General features: G+C 60.8%; 27 protein-coding genes. 6 read left to right on the forward strand and 21 right to left on the reverse strand.

Annotated features, from left to right (window positions below):
* The first annotated feature begins 17 nt into the window (after nucleotides 1-17).
* The 4 genes from FEZ60_RS17655 to FEZ60_RS17670 all read left to right on the forward strand — a co-directional run bounded on the left by FEZ60_RS17655 (nucleotide 18) and on the right by FEZ60_RS17670 (nucleotide 3943).
* On the forward strand, nucleotides 18-836 hold the full coding sequence (locus FEZ60_RS17655) for an NAD(P)-dependent oxidoreductase (protein WP_045064732.1): 819 nt from the start codon (nucleotides 18-20) through the stop codon (nucleotides 834-836).
* Nucleotides 833-1639, forward strand: coding sequence for an NAD(P)-dependent oxidoreductase (locus FEZ60_RS17660; RefSeq protein ID WP_172936619.1), 807 nt, complete (start codon nucleotides 833-835; stop codon nucleotides 1637-1639). Before FEZ60_RS17655 ends, FEZ60_RS17660 begins: the two co-directional genes overlap by 4 nt.
* Before the next feature lie 80 nt (nucleotides 1640-1719).
* On the forward strand, nucleotides 1720-2481 hold the full coding sequence (locus tag FEZ60_RS17665; protein ID WP_162487724.1) for a GntR family transcriptional regulator: 762 nt from the start codon (nucleotides 1720-1722) through the stop codon (nucleotides 2479-2481).
* Nucleotides 2482-2602: 121 nt separating this feature from the next.
* Nucleotides 2603-3943: an HNH endonuclease signature motif containing protein gene (locus tag FEZ60_RS17670; protein WP_172936620.1), complete on the forward strand. Its 1341-nt coding sequence runs from the start codon at nucleotides 2603-2605 to the stop codon at nucleotides 3941-3943.
* Between the two features lie 131 nt (nucleotides 3944-4074).
* Here the strand turns inward: FEZ60_RS17670 and FEZ60_RS17675 are convergent, their stop codons facing one another.
* The 8 genes from FEZ60_RS17675 to FEZ60_RS17710 form a co-directional block, all read right to left on the reverse strand.
* On the reverse strand, nucleotides 4075-4917 hold the full coding sequence (locus tag FEZ60_RS17675) for a TauD/TfdA family dioxygenase (protein ID WP_141485092.1): 843 nt from the start codon (nucleotides 4915-4917) through the stop codon (nucleotides 4075-4077).
* A 161-nt stretch (nucleotides 4918-5078) separates the two neighbouring features.
* Nucleotides 5079-5705 (reverse strand): TetR/AcrR family transcriptional regulator, encoded by a 627-nt coding sequence (locus FEZ60_RS17680; RefSeq protein WP_172936621.1) that lies wholly within the window; start codon nucleotides 5703-5705, stop codon nucleotides 5079-5081.
* Nucleotides 5706-5813: 108 nt separating this feature from the next.
* Nucleotides 5814-6728 carry an NAD(P)-dependent oxidoreductase gene (locus FEZ60_RS17685; RefSeq protein ID WP_033231781.1) on the reverse strand — a complete coding sequence of 305 codons (915 nt, stop codon included), beginning with the start codon at nucleotides 6726-6728 and terminating at the stop codon, nucleotides 5814-5816.
* Complete coding sequence (locus tag FEZ60_RS17690) at nucleotides 6725-7156, reverse strand: carboxymuconolactone decarboxylase family protein (RefSeq protein WP_261984481.1); 432 nt, start codon at nucleotides 7154-7156, stop codon at nucleotides 6725-6727. Before FEZ60_RS17690 ends, FEZ60_RS17685 begins: the two co-directional genes overlap by 4 nt.
* A complete protein-coding gene (locus FEZ60_RS17695) occupies nucleotides 7153-8598 on the reverse strand; it encodes an aldehyde dehydrogenase family protein (RefSeq protein ID WP_242484624.1) in 1446 nt (481 codons plus the stop codon). The genes FEZ60_RS17690 and FEZ60_RS17695 overlap by 4 nt, the downstream gene beginning before the upstream one ends.
* 88 nt (nucleotides 8599-8686) lie before the next feature.
* Nucleotides 8687-9670, reverse strand: a complete 984-nt coding sequence (locus FEZ60_RS17700) for an aldo/keto reductase (RefSeq protein ID WP_233365064.1) — start codon at nucleotides 9668-9670, stop codon at nucleotides 8687-8689.
* Nucleotides 9663-11075 carry an acyl-CoA reductase gene (locus FEZ60_RS17705; protein ID WP_172936622.1) on the reverse strand — a complete coding sequence of 471 codons (1413 nt, stop codon included), beginning with the start codon at nucleotides 11073-11075 and terminating at the stop codon, nucleotides 9663-9665. The genes FEZ60_RS17700 and FEZ60_RS17705 overlap by 8 nt, the downstream gene beginning before the upstream one ends.
* Before the next feature lie 11 nt (nucleotides 11076-11086).
* The gene (locus tag FEZ60_RS17710) at nucleotides 11087-12385 is read right to left on the reverse strand and encodes a hypothetical protein (RefSeq protein ID WP_033231783.1); all 1299 of its coding nucleotides are present in this window, start codon (nucleotides 12383-12385) and stop codon (nucleotides 11087-11089) included.
* 93 nt (nucleotides 12386-12478) lie between these two features.
* On the opposite strand from FEZ60_RS17710, the gene FEZ60_RS17715 reads away from it, so the two are divergent.
* Nucleotides 12479-13144 carry a TetR/AcrR family transcriptional regulator gene (locus FEZ60_RS17715; RefSeq protein ID WP_172936623.1) on the forward strand — a complete coding sequence of 222 codons (666 nt, stop codon included), beginning with the start codon at nucleotides 12479-12481 and terminating at the stop codon, nucleotides 13142-13144.
* Nucleotides 13145-13150: 6 nt separating this feature from the next.
* On the opposite strand, the gene FEZ60_RS17720 is transcribed toward FEZ60_RS17715, so the two are convergent.
* From FEZ60_RS17720 to FEZ60_RS17780, 13 genes are all read right to left on the reverse strand, one after another.
* Nucleotides 13151-13795, reverse strand: a complete 645-nt coding sequence (locus tag FEZ60_RS17720; RefSeq protein WP_052683470.1) for a TetR/AcrR family transcriptional regulator — start codon at nucleotides 13793-13795, stop codon at nucleotides 13151-13153.
* Nucleotides 13796-13812: 17 nt separating this feature from the next.
* Nucleotides 13813-14658 (reverse strand): SDR family oxidoreductase, encoded by an 846-nt coding sequence (locus FEZ60_RS17725; protein ID WP_172936624.1) that lies wholly within the window; start codon nucleotides 14656-14658, stop codon nucleotides 13813-13815.
* On the reverse strand, nucleotides 14655-15137 hold the full coding sequence (locus FEZ60_RS17730; protein ID WP_033231785.1) for a VOC family protein: 483 nt from the start codon (nucleotides 15135-15137) through the stop codon (nucleotides 14655-14657). The genes FEZ60_RS17725 and FEZ60_RS17730 overlap by 4 nt, the downstream gene beginning before the upstream one ends.
* A 166-nt stretch (nucleotides 15138-15303) precedes the next feature.
* Nucleotides 15304-16062, reverse strand: a complete 759-nt coding sequence (locus FEZ60_RS17735) for an SDR family NAD(P)-dependent oxidoreductase (protein ID WP_207185755.1) — start codon at nucleotides 16060-16062, stop codon at nucleotides 15304-15306.
* Between the two features lie 163 nt (nucleotides 16063-16225).
* On the reverse strand, nucleotides 16226-16693 hold the full coding sequence (locus FEZ60_RS17740; RefSeq protein ID WP_308811197.1) for a hypothetical protein: 468 nt from the start codon (nucleotides 16691-16693) through the stop codon (nucleotides 16226-16228).
* Between the two features lie 38 nt (nucleotides 16694-16731).
* Nucleotides 16732-17337 carry a TetR/AcrR family transcriptional regulator gene (locus FEZ60_RS17745; RefSeq protein WP_045064744.1) on the reverse strand — a complete coding sequence of 202 codons (606 nt, stop codon included), beginning with the start codon at nucleotides 17335-17337 and terminating at the stop codon, nucleotides 16732-16734.
* Nucleotides 17338-17487: 150 nt separating this feature from the next.
* Complete coding sequence (locus FEZ60_RS17750) at nucleotides 17488-18636, reverse strand: acyl-CoA dehydrogenase family protein (RefSeq protein WP_045064746.1); 1149 nt, start codon at nucleotides 18634-18636, stop codon at nucleotides 17488-17490.
* A gap of 12 nt (nucleotides 18637-18648) precedes the next feature.
* Nucleotides 18649-19794 carry a thiolase family protein gene (locus tag FEZ60_RS17755; RefSeq protein WP_172936625.1) on the reverse strand — a complete coding sequence of 382 codons (1146 nt, stop codon included), beginning with the start codon at nucleotides 19792-19794 and terminating at the stop codon, nucleotides 18649-18651.
* 28 nt (nucleotides 19795-19822) lie between these two features.
* Nucleotides 19823-20644 (reverse strand): enoyl-CoA hydratase-related protein, encoded by an 822-nt coding sequence (locus tag FEZ60_RS17760; RefSeq protein WP_045064748.1) that lies wholly within the window; start codon nucleotides 20642-20644, stop codon nucleotides 19823-19825.
* Complete coding sequence (locus tag FEZ60_RS17765; protein WP_045064751.1) at nucleotides 20644-21885, reverse strand: CaiB/BaiF CoA-transferase family protein; 1242 nt, start codon at nucleotides 21883-21885, stop codon at nucleotides 20644-20646. The genes FEZ60_RS17760 and FEZ60_RS17765 overlap by 1 nt, the downstream gene beginning before the upstream one ends.
* Nucleotides 21885-22652 (reverse strand): SDR family NAD(P)-dependent oxidoreductase, encoded by a 768-nt coding sequence (locus FEZ60_RS17770; protein WP_033231789.1) that lies wholly within the window; start codon nucleotides 22650-22652, stop codon nucleotides 21885-21887. Before FEZ60_RS17770 ends, FEZ60_RS17765 begins: the two co-directional genes overlap by 1 nt.
* Entirely contained in the window at nucleotides 22652-23818 is a 1167-nt protein-coding gene (locus tag FEZ60_RS17775) for an acyl-CoA dehydrogenase family protein (protein ID WP_033231878.1), read from the reverse strand. The genes FEZ60_RS17770 and FEZ60_RS17775 overlap by 1 nt, the downstream gene beginning before the upstream one ends.
* A gap of 106 nt (nucleotides 23819-23924) precedes the next feature.
* Nucleotides 23925-24239 (reverse strand): hypothetical protein, encoded by a 315-nt coding sequence (locus FEZ60_RS17780; RefSeq protein WP_033231790.1) that lies wholly within the window; start codon nucleotides 24237-24239, stop codon nucleotides 23925-23927.
* Nucleotides 24240-24430: 191 nt separating this feature from the next.
* On the opposite strand from FEZ60_RS17780, the gene FEZ60_RS17785 reads away from it, so the two are divergent.
* Nucleotides 24431-24898: a pyridoxamine 5'-phosphate oxidase family protein gene (locus FEZ60_RS17785; protein WP_045064753.1), complete on the forward strand. Its 468-nt coding sequence runs from the start codon at nucleotides 24431-24433 to the stop codon at nucleotides 24896-24898.
* Nucleotides 24899-25088 lie beyond the last annotated feature (190 nt).

Consider the following 25088-nt stretch of genomic DNA (forward strand, 5'->3'; position numbering starts at 1 on the left):
CTCTAGGAGGACCCGCGATGCACGTAGGATTCATCGGACTCGGTAGCCAAGGCGCGCCGATGGCACGGCGAATCGTCCACTCCGGCTACGAAACCACGCTGTGGGCACGACGTCCCGAAGCCCGCGTTCCCTTTGCCGACACCGCAGCCAAGTTCGCCGAATCTGCGGCGGAACTAGGCGCGGCAAGCGATCTCGTGTGCATCTGCGTCGGCAGCGACGCCGATGTTCTCGACGTTGTCACGGGTGAGGACGGCGTCCTCGCGGGCATGAAGCCAGGTGGAATCATTGCCGTGCACAGCACGGTTCACCCGGATACCTGTCGCGAACTCGGGGAAATAGCGGCTACTCGAGGAATCTCCGTCGTTGACGCTCCCGTCAGTGGCGGTGGCATCGCCGCAACCGAGGGCCGCCTTCTGGTGATGGTGGGCGGCAGCGACGAAGACTTCGAACGCGTCCGTCCCGTCTTCTCGATGTACGCGAATCCTGTTGTTCACCTTGGACCTTTGGGGTCCGGTCAGATCACGAAGCTGCTCAACAATCTCCTCTTCACGGCAAATTTGGCCACAGCCGCGAACACGCTTGCGCTCGGCCAGTCGCTCGGTGTCGATCCCAACCGCCTCGGAGACGTGATCTCGCATGGCACGGCAAACAGCTTCGCGCTGAGCCGGATCGTCTCTGCCGGTGGAACGCTCGAGCGTATCGCCCAGCACGCGGGCACATTGCTGCAGAAGGACGTCGGGCTGATTGCAGATCTCGCGACAACAGCCCAAGCACCCACCGGAGTCGTCCTGACCGCAGCTGACGCCACCCTCGAACTCATGGATCACCGCCGATGACACGCGTCGGGTTCATCGGCGCCGGGCGGATGGGCGGACCGATGGTCAGCCGTCTCGTCGAAGCCGGTCACGAGGTTCGCGGGCTTGCACGCTCCGCCGCAACAAAAACTGCGCTGGAAGCCTCCGGTGCGCAGGCCGTGTCCACCTTCGCAGAGGTCGGCGGCGATACCGACCTCGTGATCATCTGCGTTTTCACGGACGAGCAGGTTCGCGAGATATGTCTCGGCAGCGACTTGCTCGCGTCGATGCCTCGCGGATCCACCCTGGTGTTGCATACAACGGGAAGCCCGCGCACAGCTGAAGCCGTTACCGAGCACGCAGCACAGTTTGGCGTCGCAGTCGTGGACTCACCGGTCAGCGGTGGACCGCACGATATCGCCGCAGGTAGGTTGACCCTCTTTGTCGGCGGCGATGCCAACACCCTGGCACGCATCCAGCCGATCCTGGAAAGCTACGCAGATCCAGTTCTCTATGTCGGCCCCACTGGCAACGGACAGCGGGTCAAGCTAGTCAACAATGCTCTGTTCGCCGCTCAGATCGGCCTTCTCACCGAAGCTGTCGCACTGGGAACACAACTCGGCATCGACGAGGGCGATCTGCTCGCGGCCCTGCCATACGGCAGTTCCAACAGCCGTGCACTGACCAGTGTTTCAGCCAAGGGCTCAGTGTCCGCATTCGCAGATTCGGTCGGAGATTTCCTGAGCAAGGACGTGGGCGTCGTCCGAAAGATCGTCACCGAGCTGGACGGCAATCTCGGACTGCTCGACGACGCAGTCAACGCCGCTCTACCGAATCGCGTCTGACTCACGCCGGTTCTTCCGAATGGGATAGCGTTGCCGATGACACTATCGGCAGTCAATCGACCATGATCTGGGAGAACAAGATGGGCGGGTCAGTCCTGTCGGGCAGTACCGATCTACCGGGGTACCGGCGCCTGGCTCTGACGCTCGCCGAAGCGGTCGCTGCCGGCAGGTACGACAAGGACACTCCGCTGCCCACCGATACCGAACTGATGACCGAGTACAGCCTCGGACGACAAACGGTGCGGCGAGCGTTTCAGGAGCTTGTGGCGGACGGACTGGTATATCGCGTCCGCGGTCGGGGAACATTTCCGACGGATCAGCCCAGCACCGGCCGCTCCGTCCGCTCCACCGATTCGATCGAACAACTCGAGGAGTGGCCGGGCACCGAGATGGAAGTCATCTCGCCTCTCGAACTCAAACGCGACCGTGTCCACGCCGAGAAGCTCGAACTCGACAGTCTTGTTGTGGCGCAGTTGAAGGTTCGGCGATGGATCGACAACCAGCCGTATGCGGTCAACACGATCATTCTTCCGCCCGACGTCGCCGAAACACTGATATCGGAGAACCTGATCCCGACAGTCCGTACTCCCGGGACCATCCTTGCCTCGGTCGGTAGCGTCGCGGGTCCTGTTGCCGGAGCTGAAGAAACTGTCACCGCGATTCTCGTATCCGACGACATCGCCGAAATTCTGCACACCCCGCCGGGCAGACCCGCCCTGCACATCGAGCGGGTCTACCGGAACGGCAATGGAGTTCCGGTCGAGATCTCGTTGACGGTGCATGCGTCGGAACGGTACGAGCATCGACTCTCGATTCAGCGCGCCGGTCGTCACGGCTCCTGAAACCACTTCGGCTTTGGTCAAAGATTCTGGCTACAAATATCATTCGGCCGAAATGTGCCCGAAATGTCTCTTGATTCGAATGTCTGTTCGACTATAATTGGGTCAGGGTGGGGAGGCCTTGATGACTACGGTGAGCGATTTTGTTTCGGTGGAGGATGTTGTAGCCGGTCCGGCTGCGGGTGTGCGTGGCAGGTTGTGGCGGCTACGACCGGCCGAGGTTCGAGACGTTGCAGTCTGTGTATCGGCGGAAATTCTTCGGTTGGAAGCGATTCGGGTTGCCGCTGTCGACGCGTTGGCGCTCAATCCGGATGAGCAGGTGCTGTGCTACCGCGGTGTTGGTCGCTGGTTGGCGGCGAACACGATGCTGCAGAATGCGGCCGGCAACAAGATCGCCGCTCTCGGTGCCGCGTTGCGGGGGTTCCCGGACATTGCTGCCCAATTCGAGGCCGGTGATCTCTCGCTCGATCATGCGGCAATGATCGCCTCGTTCTGCGAATCCCCACCAAAAGGAATGCCGGACAGGGCGTTGCCGTCCTGTATGAAGACTCTGTTGGCTGCGGCATCCGGTGTGGAGGCGACCACCATCAAACTGCGGTACGCGATTGCGGTCCTGGAGCGGATTTTCGAATCGGATGAGATCCCGCCCGGTGAGGATGATGACCTCAATGTCTTGCGGATTTCGCCGACGTTGAACGGGCGGGTCGCGATCAAGGGTGATTTCGACGCGTTGACCGGTGAAATGTTGTTGTCGGCTCTCTCGGGTTTGTCGATGCCGAAACCGGCCGCTGAAGGAACCCCGGATCAGCGGTCGGCAGCCAAGCGCACCGCCGACGCGTTCACGGAACTGATTCGCCGGTACCTCGACAACGCCATGACCGGTGTTGATGGCGGTCAGCGTCCGCACGTGAACGTGCACATCACCGCGAAAGATCTTGCCGAGCATCGGGAATGCGCCACCATGCGCAACGATGTCGCAGCGGATTTCGATGAGCCTGATGTCGAGGATCTTGACGTCGGATACATGCCCTGGATGGGACCACTCAGTGTGAGCCTCACCCGGATGCTTGCCTGTGACTGCATGCTCTCCACCGTCCTGATGGACGGCAACGGTGCACCGCTGGATGCGACCCCACACAAACGCCTCGTCACACCCGAGCAACGCACCGCGCTGATCGCCCGGGACAAAGGATGCGCCTTCCCCAACTGTGATGCCGTACCCGCTTGGTGCGACGCGCACCATATAAAACCCTGGTCAACCGGAGGCTTGACGGTGATGGACAATCTCACCCTCCTCTGCCGAAATCATCACCGATTGATCCACAGCACCAGCGGGCTCCGCGGCATCTGGGAAGTCAAGATGGGCGACGATCATAAACCGTGGTTCATCCCACCAGCCGCGATCGACCCGAAACAACGACGCCGCCGCTCCACAACCCGCCAAGGCCCAGTCCACCGAGACTGAACCCGACTCTGCCAGAACCATATACGGCGTGCAAGCTTCGCATCACCAACAAAGACGATGCGAAGCCCACACGCATGTCATAGTCGCAAATAGTGTTCACGGACTCGGCCAATCCTCAACCACCACAGACCCTAACCACGACAGACTGATTCCTCCCCCGCCAAGGTCGTGCGGTGCATGAGACGCTGAGACGAGGGCTCGAACTCCGTCGCTCGATGCAGCATTCCGGTGTTGTCCCAGATGACCAGGTCACCTTTGCGCCACACCTGGCGCAGGACGTATTCGGGTCGCGTGGACCACTCGAGCAGTCGATCCAACAACGCACGACTTCGCTCGATCGGCCAACCGACAACTTCGGACGCGGTAGCGCCCAGCAACAGCGACTTCCGTCCATTCTTTCTCGTCCATACCAACGGATGAACCTGCGCTGGTACCCGTGCCCAGGCTCGCCTGGTTGCTTCGTCTGGATCCGGGTTCGCCAGCGACTGTGCATGCCCAAACGTGTGCACAACCTCGAGAGACTCGAACTCGGCCTTCTCCTCGTCGCTCAAGCCGTCATAGGCCGCGTACGTACTGGCGAACTCGGTGTCGCCCCCGGCTGGATCGACCTCACGAGCGCTCAGGAGCGTCGCCTGCTGCGGAATGACTTGTGTGGCACCGTCGATGTGCCAGTGAAAGTTTCCCGCTCGATACGACGCGAGAATTGCATTCGTCTTGGACGGATCCATGGTGATGGTCTGAATCTCCGGGAGGCGGTGCTCGCCGGTGGATTGGACTACGACGGTGCCCAGTGCACGACTGAGAGCCAACAGGGCGTCGTCGTCGATGTTGATCTCGCGGTACACCAGGACCCCATGCCGGTCCAGGAGTTGCCGAATCTCTCGGGCAGAGTCCGACTTCATGAGATCGTCGGCAGTCAGACCTGCGACCTCCAGTCCGACGGTCGACGTGATGGGACGTATGGAAGCAGGCAAGAAGAACTCCTCGATCGGCACGTTTCTCGAAAAATACTGGGAAGAGGTACTTTTGGCGCTCGGTAAGCAGTCTGAGGTCAAGCGAGCTCGCGCACTACAGGACAGTAGCGCACTTGCTATACAGTCGTACCAATTTTCGAGAAAAGTTCGCGATCCGTTTCTTACGTCCGCGGCCGCTTTGTGCGCGCAGTCTGCGTGATGCGAGGCTCCACCGAATCGATGTAGCCCTCGAGTGCTTCCACCACTTCGGCATGCGCAGTGTCGACGCCGATACCCGATTCCAGATTGAGGAACTTGGGAATCCCGGTGATCAGCAACACCATTGCGCCGAGAGACAGTCGGCCGTCCGGTCGAGCATCCGGCCCGAACTTGCGAGCCACGGCCTCCATCTGCAGTTGCCGGACCCGTTCGGTGACTTCGGCGATTTCAGCACGGATTGACTCACGGTGATTCCCGAGAGCCATGAACTCCGTCATCAGAGCACTTGTGGCTTCATCCCAGCTGTACTCCCACAACACATGCAGCGGATCTTCGGCTCGTTTCTGCAGCGCAGATTGCAGTACCGCGAGGTTGCGATTGGTGTACCTCGCAATTGCGGCGCGGAAGATGTCGTCAAGAGTGGGAAAGTAATACTGGACCAGGCTCGCGGTCACACCGGCCTCTGCTGCCAAAGATCGATAGGTCACGCTGGCGTAGCCGGTGTCCAGCATCATCTTCTCGACACTGTCCAGCAGAACATCTCGCGTCTTCGACTTCTCGGCACCCACGCGCCGCGGCGATGAAGCCATGACCACCTCACTCCGCTGAATTCGAAACCCCGTTGGATTCGAATCATCTTCGCATCCGACGGGGTGTCGTGGAATGAGGGGTACGCGCCTCGCATCACCTACACGGAGCTAATCGTGAAGCGACACCTGCGCAAGCTCCTCGAGGTATCGCACAACCTCGGTTTGGTCTGCTCCTGGAGCCAAGCCGTCGACAGCGGTTTCCCAGATCTTGCCGAGCGTGTCGCCGAGAACAGTGGATACGTCCTGAGAACGAGCCAAATCCAAAGCGATTCCGATGTCCTTGCGCATCAGAGTTGCGGCGAATCCTGAGTCGAATGTTCCTGACAGAACAAACTTTTCATACTTCGTCTCCGTTGCCTGGTTCCGGCCGCTACTGGCATTGATCACCGAAAGGAGCGTCGCCGGATCGATACCGAATTTGCGGCCCACCAACATGGCCTCCGCTGCGGCAACAAGACCATTGGCTGCAAGAAGGTTGTTGAGTGCCTTTGCAGCGTGCCCCGACCCAACCGGACCGACGTGGATGATTGCCGTTCCGGTGGCACGCAGGAGCGGCAGAACCTCTGCAACCACATCGGCGTCACCGCCCGCCATCACGGCAAGATCCGCCTTCAGTGCACGTCCGACTCCGCCACTGACCGGGGCGTCGACAACTCGAACACCCTGCTCGGCGGCTATTCCAGCCAACTTCTGAGTGCGGTCCGGAATGCTCGACCCCATGTCCACGATGGTGCTACCTGCCTGCAGTTGCGACAGTAGTCCCCCCTCACCGAGAACCACGGCATCGACGATGTCACTGGTCGGCAGGACCAGCACCACCACGTCGCACTTCGCGAAGTCCGCGAAATCCGTTGTGCCCACAGCGCTCGGATGACTGTCGAGAAACCGTTGCTGCGACGCGGCATCGGCGTCACGGACGATCAACGGTTGGCCGGAGTTGACGAAGTTGCGGGCTATCGGGCCGCCCATCGCACCCAGTCCGACAAGACCGACACTTTTACCCGGCAACGGAATCACGCTCATGCCGAGACCTCCGCGGTGAGGGGGCCCAGTTCGGCAGTCAGGGTTTCTTGAACCACACGCATCGCCGCCATACCCATGGGCACTCCCACATAGGCCGTGGCGTGGATAACGGCTTCGGTGATCTCTGTGCGAGTCAGGCCGTTGCTCAGACCCACGCGAACGTGGACGGACAACTCATGGGGCTGGCTGAGGGCGATCAGTATTCCGAGATTGATCAGCGAACGACTCCGACGGTCCAGGCCTGGCCTTGTCCAGGCACCGCCCCACACGAACTCGCTCACGAACTTCTGCAACTCTTCGCCGTCAGTCCCGGCATTACGGGTCATTGCCGCATCGACGTATTCGGCACCGAGGACTTCCCTACGCACCGCCAGGCCGGCCTCGAAGACGGTCTGGTGAGCCAGATCGAGCGGGCTCTCTTGTGTCACTGTGAATCTCCCTCGAATTTGATGGTCACGCACTTGACCTGGCTGTAGTGATGGAGTGCCTCCACACCTTTTTCGCGCCCGTAGCCGCTGTTCTTCCACCCACCGAACGGAGTCTGCACGGATCCGGTTGACCAGGTGTTGACGAACACCTGACCAACTCGGATCCGCTCACTGACTCGCAGTGCCCGCGACACATTGCTGGTCCAAACACCCGCTACCAGTCCGTAATCAGAGTCGTTGGCCAGTTCGATCGCCTCGTCTTCGGTATCGAACGCGAGCACGAGAACCACGGGTCCGAATATCTCTTCGCGCGCGATCCGGGCCGAGTTGTCGACTCCGATGTACACCGTGGGATCGATGTAGAAGCCGCCGGTCTCCTGTGCCACCACAGATACTGTTCCTCCGGTTACAGCCTGTGCACCTTCGGATTCCGCGATCTTGAAGTACTCCTGCACTCGTTCGAACTGCGCCCTGGTAATGAGCGGACCGATATCGCGCCCGGGACGCACCGCTGCGGCACTCGCAGCCAATTTCTGTACGACCTCGTCGTGGATCGACCGATGAACCAGGAGCCTTGTGCCGGCGGAACACACCTGGCCGGCATTGGCCGTGAATGCAAGCAGCGAACCTGCAACCGCCTTCTCCACATCGGCGTCGGCAAAGACGATGTTGGCGGACTTTCCACCCAATTCCAGTGTCACCGGGATGATTCGGTCTGCAGCAACATGCCCGATCGCACGGCCGGTGCCCACGGAACCCGTAAATGCCACCTTGGACACATCCGGATGGGCCACCAACGCGGCACCCGCATCCTGACCCGTACCGAGAACCACGTTGAAGACTCCGGCCGGAAAACCCACCTCGGTCGCGAGTTGAGCCAACCGAACCGTCGACGCCGACGTGCTCTCCGACGGCTTGACCACCACCGTGTTGCCGGCAGCCAAAGCTGGTGCGCACGCCCTCGCTGCCTGATTCAGTGGCACATTCCACGGCGTGATGACTCCGATTACTCCGAAAGCCTCACGGCGGGTGTACACATGCTGATCCGGTGCCACGTCGAGAGTGTCACCGGCCGGCATGCCGATCAACCCGCCGTAGAAATCGAAGTACGTCGCCGAGTTCTCGACTTCAGCCAGTGCAACGGCCTCCGGTTTACCGGTTTCACTGATCTCCAACCGGGCCAACTCCGCAGAATCGGCGCGCATGGCCCGGGCGAGGTCACCGAACAACCGCGCCCGAGCAAGCGCCGGTATCTGCTTCCATGCCGTTTCGGCAGCAGATGCGGCCTGAACCGCCAGGTCGACGTCGTGAGCATTGCCGCACGCGAGTTGTCTTGCCTCACATCCGGTTGCCGGGTCTGTGACAGCCATGTAGTTGGCACTGGTCGGCATCACCGCACTACCGGCGATCCAATGATCGAGCTTGTCCAACGCACTTCCCATCTACAAGATGACGTAATAAGCCGACTCTAATGTCGAGAATCTAACAAAGTGCCGACCCTTTGTCGATGCTTTTCAGAAATTGAAGCTGCTACAACTCCTGCGGCTCCAACACCGCGCGCCGCTCGTTCAGGAAATCGTGCGGATAGCCGAGTCGCACCCGCGATGCTGCGTCGAGACGCTCCTGCTGCCCTTCGTCGAGCATCACCTGCAGAGCGCCGAGGTTGTCTCGAAGCTGTTCCACCGTGCGCGCGCCGATCGACGGCATGAGCCCCCGACGTATGACCCACGCCAAGGCAACCTGCGCGGGGCTGACTCCCAGTTCGGCTGCAATGTCTTGGGCAACGGTTCGGGCCTCCCGACCGGCAGGCGAGAGTCGTTCGGGGTCTCCCTTTCCGGCAAGTAGGCCGCGAGCCAAAGGACTCCACGCACACAGGGCTAAATCCAATTCGCTCGCCATCGGAAGAAGCTCACGGTCGGGACTTCGTGCCACCAAGGAGTATTCGACCTGCATGGCGCAGTAGGCGCTCCAACCCCGCAACTCGGCGATTGCGTTCGAGCGGGCAACCACCCAGGCCGGAGTATTGGTGATACCGATCGCCAAGACCTTGCCACTGCGGACCAGATCGTCGAGTCCGCGGAGCGTCTCCTCGGCCGGCGTCTGCCGATCCCACGCATGCACCCACAATAAGTCGATGTAGTCGGTGCCGAGGCGTCGCAGACTCTCTTCGACACTGCGACGCAAGCTTTTCCGATGGTTTCCACCGGAATTGGGATCACCCGGATGTGTCGGCAGCGTGTACTTGGTACTCACGACAACATCGTCGCGCTCGGAAGCGATCAGCCGCCCGAGAATCGTCTCGCTCGCACCGTTGGTGTAATTGTTGGCTGTGTCGATGAAATTACCGCCGGCACTGCGGAACTCCTTGTAGATATCCTGACAAATGGACTCGTCGGCTCCGAAGCCCCAGTCCGTTCCGAATGTCATGGCGCCCAGACACATTTCACTGACTCGCAGTCCGGATCTGCCGAGCACTCGCAGCGGCATGCCTGCACCACTCACGGCTTCAGGCATCGTCGTCCACTACCCAGTTGACGAATCGATGCAACGGGTACATGCCGTCGTGCGGGCTGCCCATACTGCCGGTCAACGCGCTACCGAGCTTCACCACACGCTGAACTCCTGCCGTTGCCAGGCGATCTCGTACCTCGGCCTTGCGGTGTGTCGGGTAAACACCCACGGTCTGTGTTGCCACCGTCGCGAAATGCGCCGCGTCGGCCATCGATGCAATGGGGACGACGTTGACCGTCTTGTTGGTCGGGTGGAAGTCCACCGGTTCCGGTGAGCGGACAACAAGACCACTGCCGTCGTAGCTGCCCCAGATGCGGTAGTCGGGCTCGAGGAATCGCATGCCCTCGACTTCTTCGCGAATATCGCGCGGCGTCTTGGGACCAACGGCCTCGGCAAAGTCGCGGTCGACTCCCAGACGCTCACACAGCAACGCACAGAAGCGATCCACCTGCTCGATGTCACCCTCGACGGCAATGTGACGCGCCGCGAGGCAGGCGTCCTGGTTGAAGATCGTGGCGTCGGACGCTGCCAGCTCCGCGACCTCGCGGAGAGTCTCTTCGGACTCGAAGGCTTCACGTCCGATGACGGACATCGAGACCTTGGGGTCGAAGGAGATCAGCTGAAAGCCGGCACCGGCGTACTTCGCGGCGTTCTCGATGGCGGGGCCACCACCCCACGCCACAAGCTTGTCGAAGTACTGGGAGCGGTAGAGCACGCTCTCGACCTTCTCGTCACCGCCGCGCCAGTACACGGCGGACATCGAGCGCAGGATCGGATGATCGGGTTCGATGTCGGACATGGTGCGCAGTACCGCCACGGTGGTGAAAGGGTCAGCCGATGGCATCTTGAAGACGTTGACAGCCTTGACGAGTGCCGCGTCTGCGATCGATGTCATAGCGGCGCTCGGCGAGTTTCCGGCAAGCATGTGCACGAGGCGGGGTGGGAATGCCCGTACCCGGCTCACACGACCGTTGGGGTCGGTGCGCTCCACCCATCCGTCGAGGAGGTTGCGATCACCGAAGGTGCGGTCAAGTCGGTATTCCAGCGCCTCCCGCGTCAGGAACTGTCCCGGCCGCGCAAAAGTGTTCTCGATGATTCGTCTAGGTAGCGCACTGACCTGAAGGGTCATCTCGAGGGATTCTTGCAGGTACTCGTTTGTCTCTAGCGTGAGATGCCTTGCCGTCTCGACCAGGAAGTCGATGATGTCCGTGACCGGCACGTCGAATGCCGGTCCGGGTTCGGTGCGTGGCACGAACAATCTGTTCAGTTCCAGAGCAGGCGTGACAAACGGAACCCCGAAGTCCCGCGACAGATACTCGGTGTCCTCACCCCAGACGAGCTTGCCTCGAATGAAATGAGGTACACGGATCTTGGACTTACTCGGTGCGAGTGTTGATGACGTAGTCATTGAAGTTTCTCTCAGTCCTCGAGGAATCCGCGGACGTACGCGTCCGTGGTGCCGGCACAGGTGATCTTGTCGTCGTCTGCCAGATCGGAGTAGCGGGTGATGTCTGCGTCAACCGTGGGGCCGGTTCGGCCACAGGAGCAGTCACCGAGTTCGACCGAGATCTTGTCTCCGGTGATCGTTCCGCCCCAACGTCCGTCGACGGTAGTGTCGAAGAACGCGGCGCGGCCTTCCACCTTGCCATCCGACTCGGGTGCAAGCGCTTCGCCGTTCTTGTCGAGAACGAACAGAACCAGCTCCGAAGGAACGTGGTACCGACCCGACGCGCATTTCGGCAAACGAATATTCAGCTCTTGCATCGAGTAGTAATGAAAGAACCGGCTCGGATCTATATTCAGCATCCGGAAAATCTGGTTCTGGTAATCGGCCGGCAGCGACATGCCCTTGAGCCCGCCGCCCGCAGTCATCGCGTTCTCCCCCGTGATGTCTCCCTCCTTCATTCCGAGTTCTCGCAGAATCTCGGTGAGGCGGAACAGGTTCGGGAACTGAGAATTGAAGAAGATCTTCTCGGTGCGGTGTTCGATGATCTGCTCTGCCCAATGCCGCAGACGGCGTTCGTTTTCCGCCTGGCGCGCGGCGGCTGACGCCTCATGGGTAGCTAGCTCGTCCGGTGCCGCGGTCCCGTCTGCCATTGCCTTACGCATGGCAGACAGACGCGCCATATACGCATAGTGACCGCTTGCCTCCGCGCCCGACGGCCGCTCGATTCCGTCCGGTCGGCCGTACTCCTTGTAGATGAGATCACGCAGGGCGTTGTGTCCACTCAGACCCGTTTCCGGCCCGACCGGGATAACGTGCCACGAGTTGTCGCGATGAATCCCCAAGTCCGTCAGGCAGTCCAGCATGTTCTGCATGGACACTTCGCGATCCTGTACGGACTTGTTGAGGAAGGAACTCTTCCCGCTGGTCCCACTCGAACTCGACACCAGGTGCCCGACAGCTTCGAGGGCATCGATATACCCGTCGACGTCGACGACGTCCGACACGTCCACTCCCTCGACGCGATGCGCCGAAAGTGAATCGAGCCACCGATTAAGCTGCGCCCATTGACCTTTAGCGATCAACGATTCCGGGTAGCTCTTGTACGTGGTATGCGGAAACAGCAGCGGAATCATGTCCTCACGCCGTGCGATTTCGGTGATCCCCTCGTCGTCCGCCCGCTGCTTCAGTACCGGTACCTGCTGACGCAGTTCCTGGAATCGCGCGTCGAGTCGCTCGACAATCTCATCTCGCTGTGTGGTCGTCCCTGACATTGTGCCTCCAGTCGATGTTGCCCCCCGGAATTAACTTTACCCATGGGTTTAGTTTTCTGTCTATAGCTGAGTTCGACTGGCACACTGATGTTCATGACGTCGCACAGGTCCGAACCGGGCGCAGCCGGAGCACGCCGAAGCCGCGGGGGGCGCCCCACTCTCGAGCAAGCCACCGCACTGGATCACGCCATACGTGAAGGCGCCCTCGCCATGTTCCTCGAGCATGGATACGAGGGGACGTCGATGAATGCCATCGCTGCCGCGGCCGGCACTACCAAACCGACGCTGTACACACGATTCCCCACCAAGGAAGCAGTCTTCCGCTCGGTTCTCGGCTGGGCCGTCCAACGCACGGATTGGCCTGTGCCAGAACCACCTGAACCTGATCTCGACAATCTGGAAGCCGCGTTGACCACCATCGCGAGGACGGCACTGAGCCGCGCCTTGAACCCGTCCATGATCAAACTCGAACAGATCGCGATCACCTACGCTGAGCGCTTTCCGGACATCGCTCGTCGAACGCACGGCACGGGATTCTGGCCGCGCAAACAGTTGGTCACAGATCTACTCGTGCGGCATGCCGAGGCCGGCGAGATCGTCGCCGAGGAACCGGACGTACTCGCCGAACTCTTTCTCGGCATGGCGTCCGGCGGTCCGGCCCGCCTGGCCTCGTTCGGAATTGTGCATGACCCCGCAGATCAAGAAAGGCATGTTCAGTCCGCGGTAGCACTGTTTCTTCGAAGTCTCAGACCTGATTGAGATCGACTAGGCGGGCGTTATTGTGCGTAAACAGAATTCGGTGATCCGGTCGATATCCGAATCGGTAGGCTGAATCCGCTGCCAGAGGTAGTCGGAGAGCTTTCCGACTGTCGCGTGTGCCGCCAATGTGGCATCGAACTCCGGTGCTGCGCTGCCCAGTTCCGCAAGAGGACCACGCAGCAGGGTCGCCAGTGGACCGCTCGCCGACGGTGGCCCCGAAACTGCGCCGACGCCCGTCCCACCCGCGTTCCAGAGCACCGCTCGGGTGGTGGCCGCCGAATCTTCGTCGGCCTGGGACAGGACACCTTCGACCCACCGCCGAATCTTCCCCTCTGGGGTGTTCTCCTTGTCCATCTGATGCGCAACATACGTTGTCAAACGCTCGGAGCCATCCTCCAAGATTGCCGAAACCAGTGCATCTTTCGACTTGAAGTGCCGATAGAAGACATCGTTGGACAGGCCCGCTTGTGCCACGATATCCGCGACGCGAGGGCGGGAGTTCGTTCCCAGTGACCTGATGACCACCAACGCGGCGTCAAGCAATCGGCGAACCTCGCTGGCATACACAGCGCCTCGATCTGCCAAGGCCCGCGCAGCAATTCGGGTTGCCAGATCTTGTGTCGGCTCGGTGGTCGAACCACTCATGTCCATCGGAAGAAGATACCCCGTCACGAACGAGCCGCACTCAGTCCGCCGCTGGTATGCACCGCGGCGCAGATTCCACCGTCGACGAGAATATCTGTTCCGTTGAGGAAGCTGGCGTCATCCGAGAGCAGGAACGACACGACTGCTGCTACTTCGTCAGCAGTACCGGTCCGGGCAAGAGGCGTCTGTGTGACCAGCGCACTCAGGTGCGCGTTGTTCTCGGCTTCTTGTCGGCCTTGAGGGGTGTCGATCAATCCGGGTGACAGCGAGCAGACGCGTGCGCCGACGGCTCCCAATCGCACGGCCTCGTGTTTCACAAAACGTTGAACACCGTATTTCGCCCATGCGTACGCGGCGCCGGTGTGTTCGATCGCGGGCCCGACCGCTTCGTAGATCTCGTCCAGAAAGTTTTCTCGCAGAGGATCTTCCAGTGCCGCAGCGGTGGTAGCGTCCGGCTCGAGCGACGCCACTGTCGGCGCCATGGATGCAAAACACACCATTGCCGTGCCAGCCGTGGCGAGCGGGCGCAACGCTTGCGCGAGCAAGGCGGTACCCACAAGATCGACAGAAAAGATTCTGCGCCAGTCGGCCATGGTCGGCGAGATTCCGGCGACATGTGCGACCGACCGCAAGGTTCCGAGTTCACGCACTCGATCGACTAGACGCGCAAGGCCAGCAGGGTCCGTGACATCGAGAACAAACGGTTCTACGACGGCGCGGCCGGTCCCGGAAAGTTCAGCTGCTGCCGCCGCCACGGTTTCCGGGTCCATGTCGACCAGCAACAAACGGTCCACCGAGTCGGTCAGACGCCGCGCGCAGGCAAAACCCATGCCACGTCCCGCGCCGGTCACAATTCCGACAGTAGTCATGACTTCGCACCAACTTCCGCTTGCCGCGCGACCGGTGTCGCCCAACACTGTTCGAGGCCGGTCTTCGCGGTTCTGCTCACGAGTTCGATCCGAAATCCCCAAGGACTACGCTGGAACGAGAAGAACGGTATGCCATCAGACCCGAGACGTGTTGCCTCGGTGACGTATCCGTGACGCGCCAGCTCTGCAGAATCTGCCGCGACGTCGTCGGACCAGTACCCGACATGATGAATGCCTTGCCCTCTACTTGCATCCCACAGAGTCGACTGCGGAACGGCGCGAACGATTTCCACGCGCGGCGCGGTCACCGAATACGCACATCGCAGATCAACGGTGGCGTCGCCGCTCGGCAATGTGACGTTGATCGGGCCACCGACCTCAGGGCCCCATTCGTACCCGAACAGCGACGACAGTTCGTCCCTCGTCTGCTCGAACGTTTCGGTGACGATCCCGAGATGGAAGAGATCCTCGGCCTTCATTCCTCGATCACCTCGATCCGCGGCGCCTGTGACACCCGTGCGCCCAAAACACCCAGAACAAGATTCTTTGGCATGAGAAGAATATTCTCACCCGGACGCGCGGAATGCAAGGAAATCTCGCGATCCCCGCAAAACAACACGCGACCAAGACATTTGCCCGTCCCGACTAGTTGGGCTGGACCGAGTTCACCTTCATACCCCGAGCCATCGCCGTCAGAGCATCTCGCCGAGGAATCGACAGGAGTTGATCGAAAACCGCTTTGTGATGGTCGCTGGGAAACAGCGTCGGCCCGTTGTCGATGTTGTCCAAGGTCAGCGTCACCACCTCGTCCGGCGACATGACATTATTCATCGTGGCCGGGTCGATCCCGCTCCGCCGCAGCGCTTCGGTATCGGTGGCCCCCGGGCAAATCGTCAGTACGTCAATACCTTCCGGCGTCAGCTCACCCCACAGGCCCTCTCCCAAACTGTTCAGGAATGCCTTACTCGACGAATAGGCCGTGGAATACGGGCAACCCAACAATGCTTCGATCGAGCTGGTTACAATGATGCCGCCACGTCCACGCGCTCGCAGGCGCGGAATGAAACCACGGGTCAGCAGCATGGGCGTTGTGCAGTTCACCGTCACCATGTCCGCCAGCTCTGCTGGGTCCATGGCGGAGTGTTCTCCTTTGAACCCGTAACCGGCATTACTCACAACCAGCCCGATATCGAGGCCTGATGTCGCGTCGAGAATCGACGCCGTCGCCGTAACTTCAGCAAGATCTGCAGAGCAGACAGTTACTTCGACGCCGTGCTCGGCTCGCAATCTCGAGGCCAATTCCCCCAGGAGCGATTCCCGGCGCGCAACCAAGACCACATCCAGGCCCATGGCCGCCAACTGTTCGGCAAACGACTGACCGATGCCGGAGGAAGCACCAGTCACCAGCGCTACCGGGCCATATCTGCTGACAAAGTCATTACCGTTCACATGCACTGCTTTCTCACAACAATGCTCCGCCTGTTGATTCGCGTTCACGCGTATCAACAGCCGGAGCATGCGGCTTCTCGATCCTTCCCGCACCGGACTGTGCGCGGGAAGTGGTTCACTAACCGACTGACACGAGGTTCACTCCGTCTGCCGGACACTTGCCGAACAGACTGACCCCACGAAACATTTCGGTCGCGCTGACGGGATCGGGCGAGCTGGATGCGGCAGCGAGGGCGTGGGACTTGAAAACCATTGCAGCGCGGCTTAACTGGTGCGAGCTCGGCCCGAAGTGATGAGCCAGATCGCTCGGGACCTTATCGCCCCACAACGTGACGTCGATAATGCCGCGATCGAGGGTATCGAGAAGTCCTTCACGCACCATCGCATTGGACTCGAACAGATCACCTGCCAGAGCAATCGCTTGCGGGCGCGGCCCGTTGGGCGCGGCCATCACGGAGTCCAAATCCAACGTGGTTGCCCCGAGAATCTGCAACGGCCGGGTGTTCTCGTGCTTTTCGACGATAACCGTGACGTCCCAGCCAGCCATTACCTGGTCGAACATCCACCCGCCTGCATGGCGCACCACGTCGGCAACGCTGGGCGCGAGGACTGCCAGACGGTACCTCAGACTGTGCCGGCGAGCGCGAGCTGTCGAGTCAGCGATTGCGTGTAGTCCTTGAAGATTTCGGTCAGTGGAATCGAACGATCGAGCAGCCATGAGGTCTCCATTCCGTTGAGAAACGCGACAATCTCTACGGCCTTGACGGCCGGGTCAATATCATTGCGGTATTTTCCTGCGCGTTGACCGCGCAGAATACCTGCGGCAATCGTGTCGATTGCCGCACGCTGCCGAGCGAGCAGGCGACCATGCAACGGGGCTTCCGGATCCAAACTCTCGATCAGAAGCACCGAGTACATCCCGATCAAGTGAGGCGAGCGTTCGAACCGCGCACCCACTTGCTCGAGCTGTTCTATGACATCGCCAGTTCGATCAGCATGAGCATCGTCATCTGCATCCCGCGCGTCGAGCACGGCATGCAGTAACTGTTCTTTGGACTCGAAGTGGTGCAAAAGTCCAGCCGACGTCACACCGGCTTCACCGGCGATCTGCGCAAGCGTCGTACTGCGCCACCCGTTTAGTGCAAGTAGTCGCTGAGCAGCGGAAAGGATGAGCTGTTTCCGGTCTTCGCCCTTTGCTAAAAGAGTGGCATACGGGCGCTGCGCGGTCATCGAACTCCTCTGCTCAAAGCAACCTACTGAACACACAGTAGGTTGTTTTCAGCCCTGTGACAAGCGTCTCATCAAAGATGAAGTTGTGCAACAGGACACAGCTAATGTGCCGCTTTTCGGTCGCCGCGCGCGCAAAGACCCCTAAATCGCTTACAACCCGAGGGACTTCGCGATTATCACCTTCATAACCTCGCTCGTACCTGCATAAATACGTGCCACCCGGGCATCTGTGTACAGCCTCGCGATCGGATACTCCATCATGTAGCCGTAACCACCGAAAAGCTGAAGGCATCGGTCGACCACGCGCGCTTGCATTTCGGTGCAGAACAACTTGACCCGTGCTGCATCAGCACCCGACAACTCGCCGTCGACCAGATCGAGAACCGCCCGATCGATCATCGTCTGCCCGGCCTCGATCTCCGCCGACATAGCCGCCAATTCGAACTTCGTATTCTGGAACGACGCAACCGGTGTCCCGAAAGCCTTGCGCTCCTTGACGTACTCGATAGTTGCCGTCACCGCGGCCCGAGCCTGAGCCACCGAACCGACAGCAACAGTCATCCGCTCCTGCGGAAGATTGCGACCGAGGTAGCCGAACGCGGCGCCTTCGTCGCCCAATCTGTTCGCAGCAGGCACTCGCACATTGTCGAACGACAACTCGACTGTGTCCTGAACCTTGCAGCCCATCTTGTCGAGGACACGCCCGCGGGTGAACCCGGGCATTCCATCCTCCACGACCAGCAGTGAAAGACCGGCGCGTCGATTCTCCGGATCCGTCGACGTGCGCGCGACAACGATCACGAGATCAGCGAGCAAGCCGCCGGTGATGAATGTCTTGGCACCGTTGATCACGTACTCGTCCCCGTCGCGCACCGCAGTGGTGCGTACGCCCGCAAGATCGGAACCGGTACCCGGTTCGGTCATCGCGATCGCCGAGAGAAGTGTTCCTGCCGCCAACCCGGGGAACCAACGTGATCGCTGTTCCTCGTTAGCGTAGGCAAGGAAATACGGAAGGATCACATCGAGTTGTGTGCGGACCGTGCTCAACGTGACCAGCGCGCGCGCCGACTCCTCCTGCAAGATGACGTTGTACCGATAGTCGGGCATCCCTGCTCCCCCGTACTCCTCGGGGATTGCGGTACCGAGCAGCCCCAACGAGCCGAGTTGTTCGAAAGTTGCCCGCGGCATCTGGCCGGCCTTTTCCCACGACGGGTACTCGGGGACAACGTGCTTCTCGATGAAATCGCGGGCGAGCTTACGGAATGACTCGTGATCGGGAGTGAACACTTCTCTGCGCATTTTGTATCTTCCTCACACAGCCAGTTCGACGAGCGTGGCGTTCGCGGTGCCGCCACCCTCACACATTGTTTGCAATCCGTACTGAATTCCGTTGTAGCGCATGTGATGAATCATTCGAGTCATCAGAACCGCTCCGGAACCACCGAGCGGATGTCCGAGCGCGATCGCGCCGCCGAGGGGGTTGACCAATGCCGGATCCGCACCGGTTTCCGCAAGCCACGCCAGTGGCACCGACGCGAAGGCTTCGTTGACCTCGAACACTCCGACCTCGTTCAGGTCGACTCGAGCCTTCTTCAAGACATTGTCCGTCGCCGGAATCGGACCGGTGAGCATGAGCACCGGATCGGAACCGGTCACAGCGCCTGCGCAGTAGCGAACAATCGGCGTCAGTCCGAGCTGACGTGCCCGCTCCGGCGTCGTCACCAACAGTGCTGCGGCGCCGTCGGAAATCTGCGACGAGTTGCCCGCGTGAATGACTCCGTCATCTGCGAATGCGGGCTTCAACTTCGCGAGAGTCTCCACCGAGGTTCCGCGGCGAATACCTTCGTCAGCCGAGACGACTCCGGAATCGGTTGTCACCGAGACGATCTGGCTCTCGAAGGCGCCGTCGTCCTGGGCTGCGGCGGCGCGCTCGTGTGAAAGCGCGGAGAACTCGTCGAGATGGGTACGCGTGAGAGCCCACTTCTGTGCGATGGCCTCGGCCGACAATCCCTGATTGAACGAGAAATTGTCGTAGCGTTCGAAGACTTTGGGGCCATACGGCTGCCCGGACGCCTTGGCGGCGCCCAGCGGAACCCGACTCATGACTTCGACGCCGCCCGCGACAACAACATCCTGCTGACCCGACATGACGGCCTGCACCGCAAAATCAAGTGCCTGCTGGCTCGAACCGCACGCCCGGTTGACCGTCGTGCCCGGGATGGACTCGGGCCATCCGGCTGCGAGTACCGAGTAGCGGCCGATATTGCTCGACTGGTCACCGACCTGGGAGACGCAACCCCAGATCACGTCGTCGACGATCCCAGGATCAATTCCGGTGCGCTCGGCCAGGGCGGCGAGGACCACTGCGGACAAGTCCGCCGGATGTACGCTCGACAACCCGCCGTTGCGCTTCCCCACCGGAGTCCGAACTGCTTCGGCGATTACAACTTCACGCATGTCTCTCCACTCTCCGAACTGATTCTGTTCAACTACCGATTCGCGGCACGGCCCAGCGGCCGGCAAATCGTGGTTCACGTTTCTCCGCAAATGCGGCGTACGCCTCCGGTGCGTCGGAGGTACCGAAATTCATTGCCTGCGCGCGTGCCTCGTTGGCGAGCGCATCCCGCATCGTGCGGTCGGCGCCTTCGTTCAACAACGATTTACTCTGTGCCAGCGCGATAGGTGGTCCTGACGCCAATCGCTGTGCCAGGTCGCGGGCATATCTGTCGATCTCCGATTTCGGCACAACCCAGGTCACCAGGCCAAGAGCCTCGGCTTCCTCGGCGCCGATGGTCTCGGCGAGCAATACCAGGCGTTTGGCCTGTTGTAGACCGACAAGTTTTGGCAGCAGCCATGATCCGCCGAGGTCCAATGACAACCCTCGCTTGGAGAAGATCTGCGAAAACGTCGATTCGGGTGTGGCCACCACCAGGTCGCACCCGAGCGCCAGATTCCACCCTGCACCGACGGCCACTCCGGACACCTTGGCGACGGTCGGTATCGGCAGTTCGTGGAGCAGCAGGGCAACATCGGTGAGGACACGCAACTTGTGCATGGGGTGGATGTCGGCGATTTCCGACAGATCCGCACCCGAACAGAACGAGCCGCCGGCCCCCTCGATGACCAGCGCCCGGACGTCGCGGTTGGTCTCGAGAGATACCAGCGAATCACGCAGCGCTGCCCATAATTCCGGGTTGATCGCATTCTTACGGTGCGGGCGGTTGAGCGTCAGTGTCCGAACGCCGTCGCGGTCGTCGCTCAGCAGGACGGGGCCGGGCGCCACCGATGTGTTTTTCTCGTGCGCCATCAGCAGTACGCCGGTCCGATTGCGCCGTCGCCGCGCAACGCCGCGATGTCGTCTCCGGTGAAACCGAAGTCCGCGAGCACACGATCCGTGTGCTGCCCGAGTCCCGGTACCGCCCCCATCGGCGGCTCGAAGCCCGCAATGATCGGCGGTGGCAGCAGTGCCTCGATCGGGCCGGCAGATGTATCGACCTGCCGCCAGCGGTCACGAGCACTCAGTTGTGGGTGCTCGAGCACTTCGCTGGGGAGGTTGTAGCGAGAGTTTCCGATTCCAGCAGCGTCGGCAGTCTTCTGAATGTGCTCGAGATCGTGTCGACCACACCATGATTCGATCGCCTCGTCGAGAACCTCCCGATGACGAACCCTCCCGGAGTTGCCGGCAAACCGCGTGTCGTCCGCCAGGTCGGGACGCTCCAGTATCTCGCGGGCAAGTCGCTGCCATTCACGGTCGTTGGTCGTGCCGAGTACAACCGTCTGCCCGTCTCGGGTCCCGTACGAACCGTACGGTGACACTGCAGGCGAACTCATCCCCAATGGTTGCTGATCGATCCCCGAGTACTTCGTGTACGTGAGCGGGTAGCCCATCAACTCCGTCATGGTGTCGAACAGACTCACCGACACCGACGACAGTTCGCCGCCGTTTCCACGCCCCTTACCGCACAGCAGCGCCAGGATCGACAGCGCCGCATACAGTCCCGAGGAGATATCGGCGACGGGCGGTCCGGGTTTTGCTGGCTCGCCCGGGCGTCCGGTGACGGCACATGCACCGGACTCTGCCTGGACGAGAAGGTCGTACGCCCGCTTGTGCGACAGCGGACCGCCGGCGCCGTAGCCGTCGATTTCCACCGTGATCAAATCCGGATGCCGTTCGGCCAGATCACTCGCCGACAGACGAAGTCGTGCCATCGCGCCCGGCGCCAAGTTCGACACCAACACGTGAGCCTTGTCCAACAGCCTGTGCATGGTTTCGATCCCGGCCTCGGACTTCAAGTTCAAGGTGACTGATTCCTTACCGCGGTTGGCCCAGACAAAATGTGCGGCAAGACCATTCACGACATCGTCGTAGTCTCGCGCAAAATCGCCACCCTGCGGATTCTCGACCTTGATCACGCGGGCGCCGAAATCCGCCAACGTACGCGTACACATCGGAGCGGACACAGCTTGCTCCAACGTCACCACGGTAATTCCCGCGAGAGGCCCCCCTGATGTAGCAGAGGAGCCCGCGGCAGGCTCCGAACCCGACATCACATCACCATGCCACCATCCACCGGCAGCACCTGCCCGGTGACGAAGGAAGAAGCATTCGACGCCAGGAACACAAAGGCACCCGCGATTTCCTCGGGCTCCGCCCAGCGGCGCAACGGGATTCGCGTCATCATGTTCGCGGCGAACTTCTCGTCGGTGCGGATAGTCTCGGTCATCGGCGTGGCCGCCAAAGGAGCAAGCGCGTTGACCAGGATGTTCTTGCGCGCCAGTTCCCGAGCCAAAGACTTGGTCAGGCCGATGATCCCGGCCTTCGCGGCCGAATAGTTCACCTGGCCGAGCGTTCCGGTGATTCCGGCCGAGGACGTCACGTTGATGATTCGCCCTGTCCCGTCGGTAGCCAGGAACGGCAAAGCTGCCTGCGAGCAATGGAATGCGCCGAGCAGGTGGATGTCGAGCATCCGCTGGAACGAATCCTGCGCAAGATCCTTGAACATCGCGGGCGCGGTCACGCCGGCATTGTTCACCAGGATGTGCAGCTTCCCCTCGGTGAAACCGGCGGCGCGTGCCACCGCGGCGTCGGCGGCTGCACGGTCCCTGACGTCGAGCGCAAAACTGTCCGCCTTGCCACCCGCCGCCGTAATACGTTCTGCAACAGCAGCTGCCGCGTCACCGTCGACGTCGGTGACCAGCACGGTCGCTCCAGCCGTCGCAAACGCCCGCGCAACGGCGGAGCCGATACCGCCGGCCGCGCCGGTGACCAGTGCTGATCGTCCCGTCAAGTCGAACATCGGATTGGTTGCGGTCATCAGTAGCTCCTCGGCATTCCCAAAGTATGTGATCCCAGATAGTTCAAAATCATTTCCTGACTGATGGGTGCAATCCGCATCAGTCGGGCCTCACGGAAGTAGCGGGCGACGTGGTATTCCTCGGAATAGCCCATCCCACCGTGAGTTTGCAGTGCTCGGTCCGCAGCGGCAAAACCTGCTTCGGCACACAGATACTTGGCCGTGTTGGCTTCGCGACCACACTGATTCCCCTGGTCGTACAACCAGGTTGCCTTGCGCAGCACCAGCTCTGCGGCATCAAGATGGGCAAGCGCGTCCGCAAGCGGAAACTGAATGCCCTGATTCATGCCGATCGGCCGACCGAATACCTCACGCTCGTTGGCGTACTTCACTGCTTTCTCGAGTGCCACCCGGCCGATACCGAGCGCCTCGGACGCGATGAGCATGCGTTCCGGATTCAGGCCGTCGAGGAGGTACGAGAACCCCTTACCTTCCTCACCAACCCTGTCCTCGACGGGAATCCGAAGATTGTCGATGAACAATTCGTTGGACGTGACGGCGTTTCGACCCATTTTCGCAATCGGCCGGATGTCGACACAACTGCGGTCCAGATCGGTCAGGAACAACGTCATTCCGTCGGTTTTCTTCTTGACGTCGTCATAACGCTCAGTACGGGTCAGAAGCAGAATCTTCTCGGATTCAAGTGCTTTCGAGATCCACACCTTACGCCCGTTGACCACATAGTGGTCTCCGTCGCGCTTGGCGAAGGTCGAGATTCGAGACGTATCCAGACCGGCCCCAGGTTCCGTCACTCCGAAGCAGACATGCAGGTCACCTGACGCGATACGCGGCAGTGTTCGCGCTTTGAGTTCATCGGATCCGTGGACCACCACCGGATGCATGCCGAAGATGGACAGGTGAATCGAACTGGCGGCGTTCATGCCGCCGCCGGACCTGGCCACCTCTTCGAGAAGTATTGTGGCTTCGGTGATTCCGAGCCCGTGACCGCCGTATTCCTCGGGGATGGTCATTCCCAGCCAACCGCCCTCGGCGATGGCGTTGTAGAACTCGACGGGGAACTCGTGCGCCCGGTCCTTCTCCATCCAGTACTGATCGTCGAACTTCTTCACCAGTTCAGCGACCGACTTGCGGATCAATTCCTGATCCTCGGTCAGTTCGAAATTCATACCGCCGGACACAATCGACTCCTCTGCTGTGCATCACCTGAAGGCTCGTCGGTGCGGCGCCCGGTTACCCGAACTCCCGCACCGACTTTCGTTGCTGTCTACGTGTTCAATCGGAGGCGGGGAGCGCGTTGGCAGCCTTGAGGGTCATGGCAACGCCGTCGCAGCTCAGTTCACCTACTCCGGACGACGTGCACAGCACTTCGAGGCTCTGATCGGCGTCTACATAGCGTTTCCCGATGAGCGTGACCGCGTCGGTGACTGTTGAGGCGGCCGCCTGCCCCGGCGCAGCGGGAACCATTGGGCTACCCCCACAGGCGATTACCGGGTTTCCGGCTGCAGGTGCGCGGACGACGATCACCCGCGTGGTGCACACGGAACTGGCGAGCTGGCCTCCCGGCCGCAAAGGTATTGGTGCGGTCATGGTGAACCTCCCTTTTCGATAGGTCGATCGCCGAGCAGGGCCGAACCTGTGGGCGTCAAGTGTCGACGCGAAGAAATCAGGCCGAGCCGACAGGTACTCGTCGGTGGATCGTCCAAATTGACGACTTCCTAGGAAATTATATTCTCCATACTAGAGAATCAAGCTCTCTTTGACTATTCGCAGGAGGAAAAATGTCAGGACAGCGTCGTGGAACCGCCATCGCCATGACAGAGGAGGAACGCCATACGTTCCTCTCCGCGCAGCCGATCTGCCGAGTGGCGACCGTCGGACAGAGCGGAAGACCGCACGTCAGCGCCCTGTGGTTCGTCTGGGACGGAACCTCGATCTGGCTCAATTCACTCACCCGGAGCAGACGGTGGACCGATCTCGAACTCGATCCCCGGGTAAGCGTCATCGTCGACGAGGGAGATACGGACTTCCTCGGCCTACGCGGCGTTGAGCTGGAGGGAAAGGTGCGACAAGTAGGCGAAATACCTCGCCACGGGGAACCGGACGACGCCTTGATCACCCCCGAGCGCCTGTTTGCCGACAAGTACATCGGCAAGGACGGGAACTTCAGTTACGACGGCCGGCACGGCTGGCTCCAACTCGTTCCGGAGAACATCGTGAGCTGGGATTTCTCCAAACTCCGGCGATAGCGGTTGACTACCGACATTCGCGTATGGCAGTCTGAATTTCGTTGTTGAGAATCGCATTCTCATTCGAGAGAGTGCATCCTTCAGAAATCTGTACCAGCCGAACCAGCCGCAGCGCACAGCCAAATCACGCTTCGGCATCGCGGCGGAACACGAACATGAGAACGAGAGGTAGACCGTGCCACACTTCGCC

Origin of the sequence: Rhodococcus sp. MS16, from assembly GCF_013277795.1 — a bacterium.
In the GTDB taxonomy this organism is placed as follows: domain Bacteria; phylum Actinomycetota; class Actinomycetes; order Mycobacteriales; family Mycobacteriaceae; genus Rhodococcus_F; species Rhodococcus_F globerula.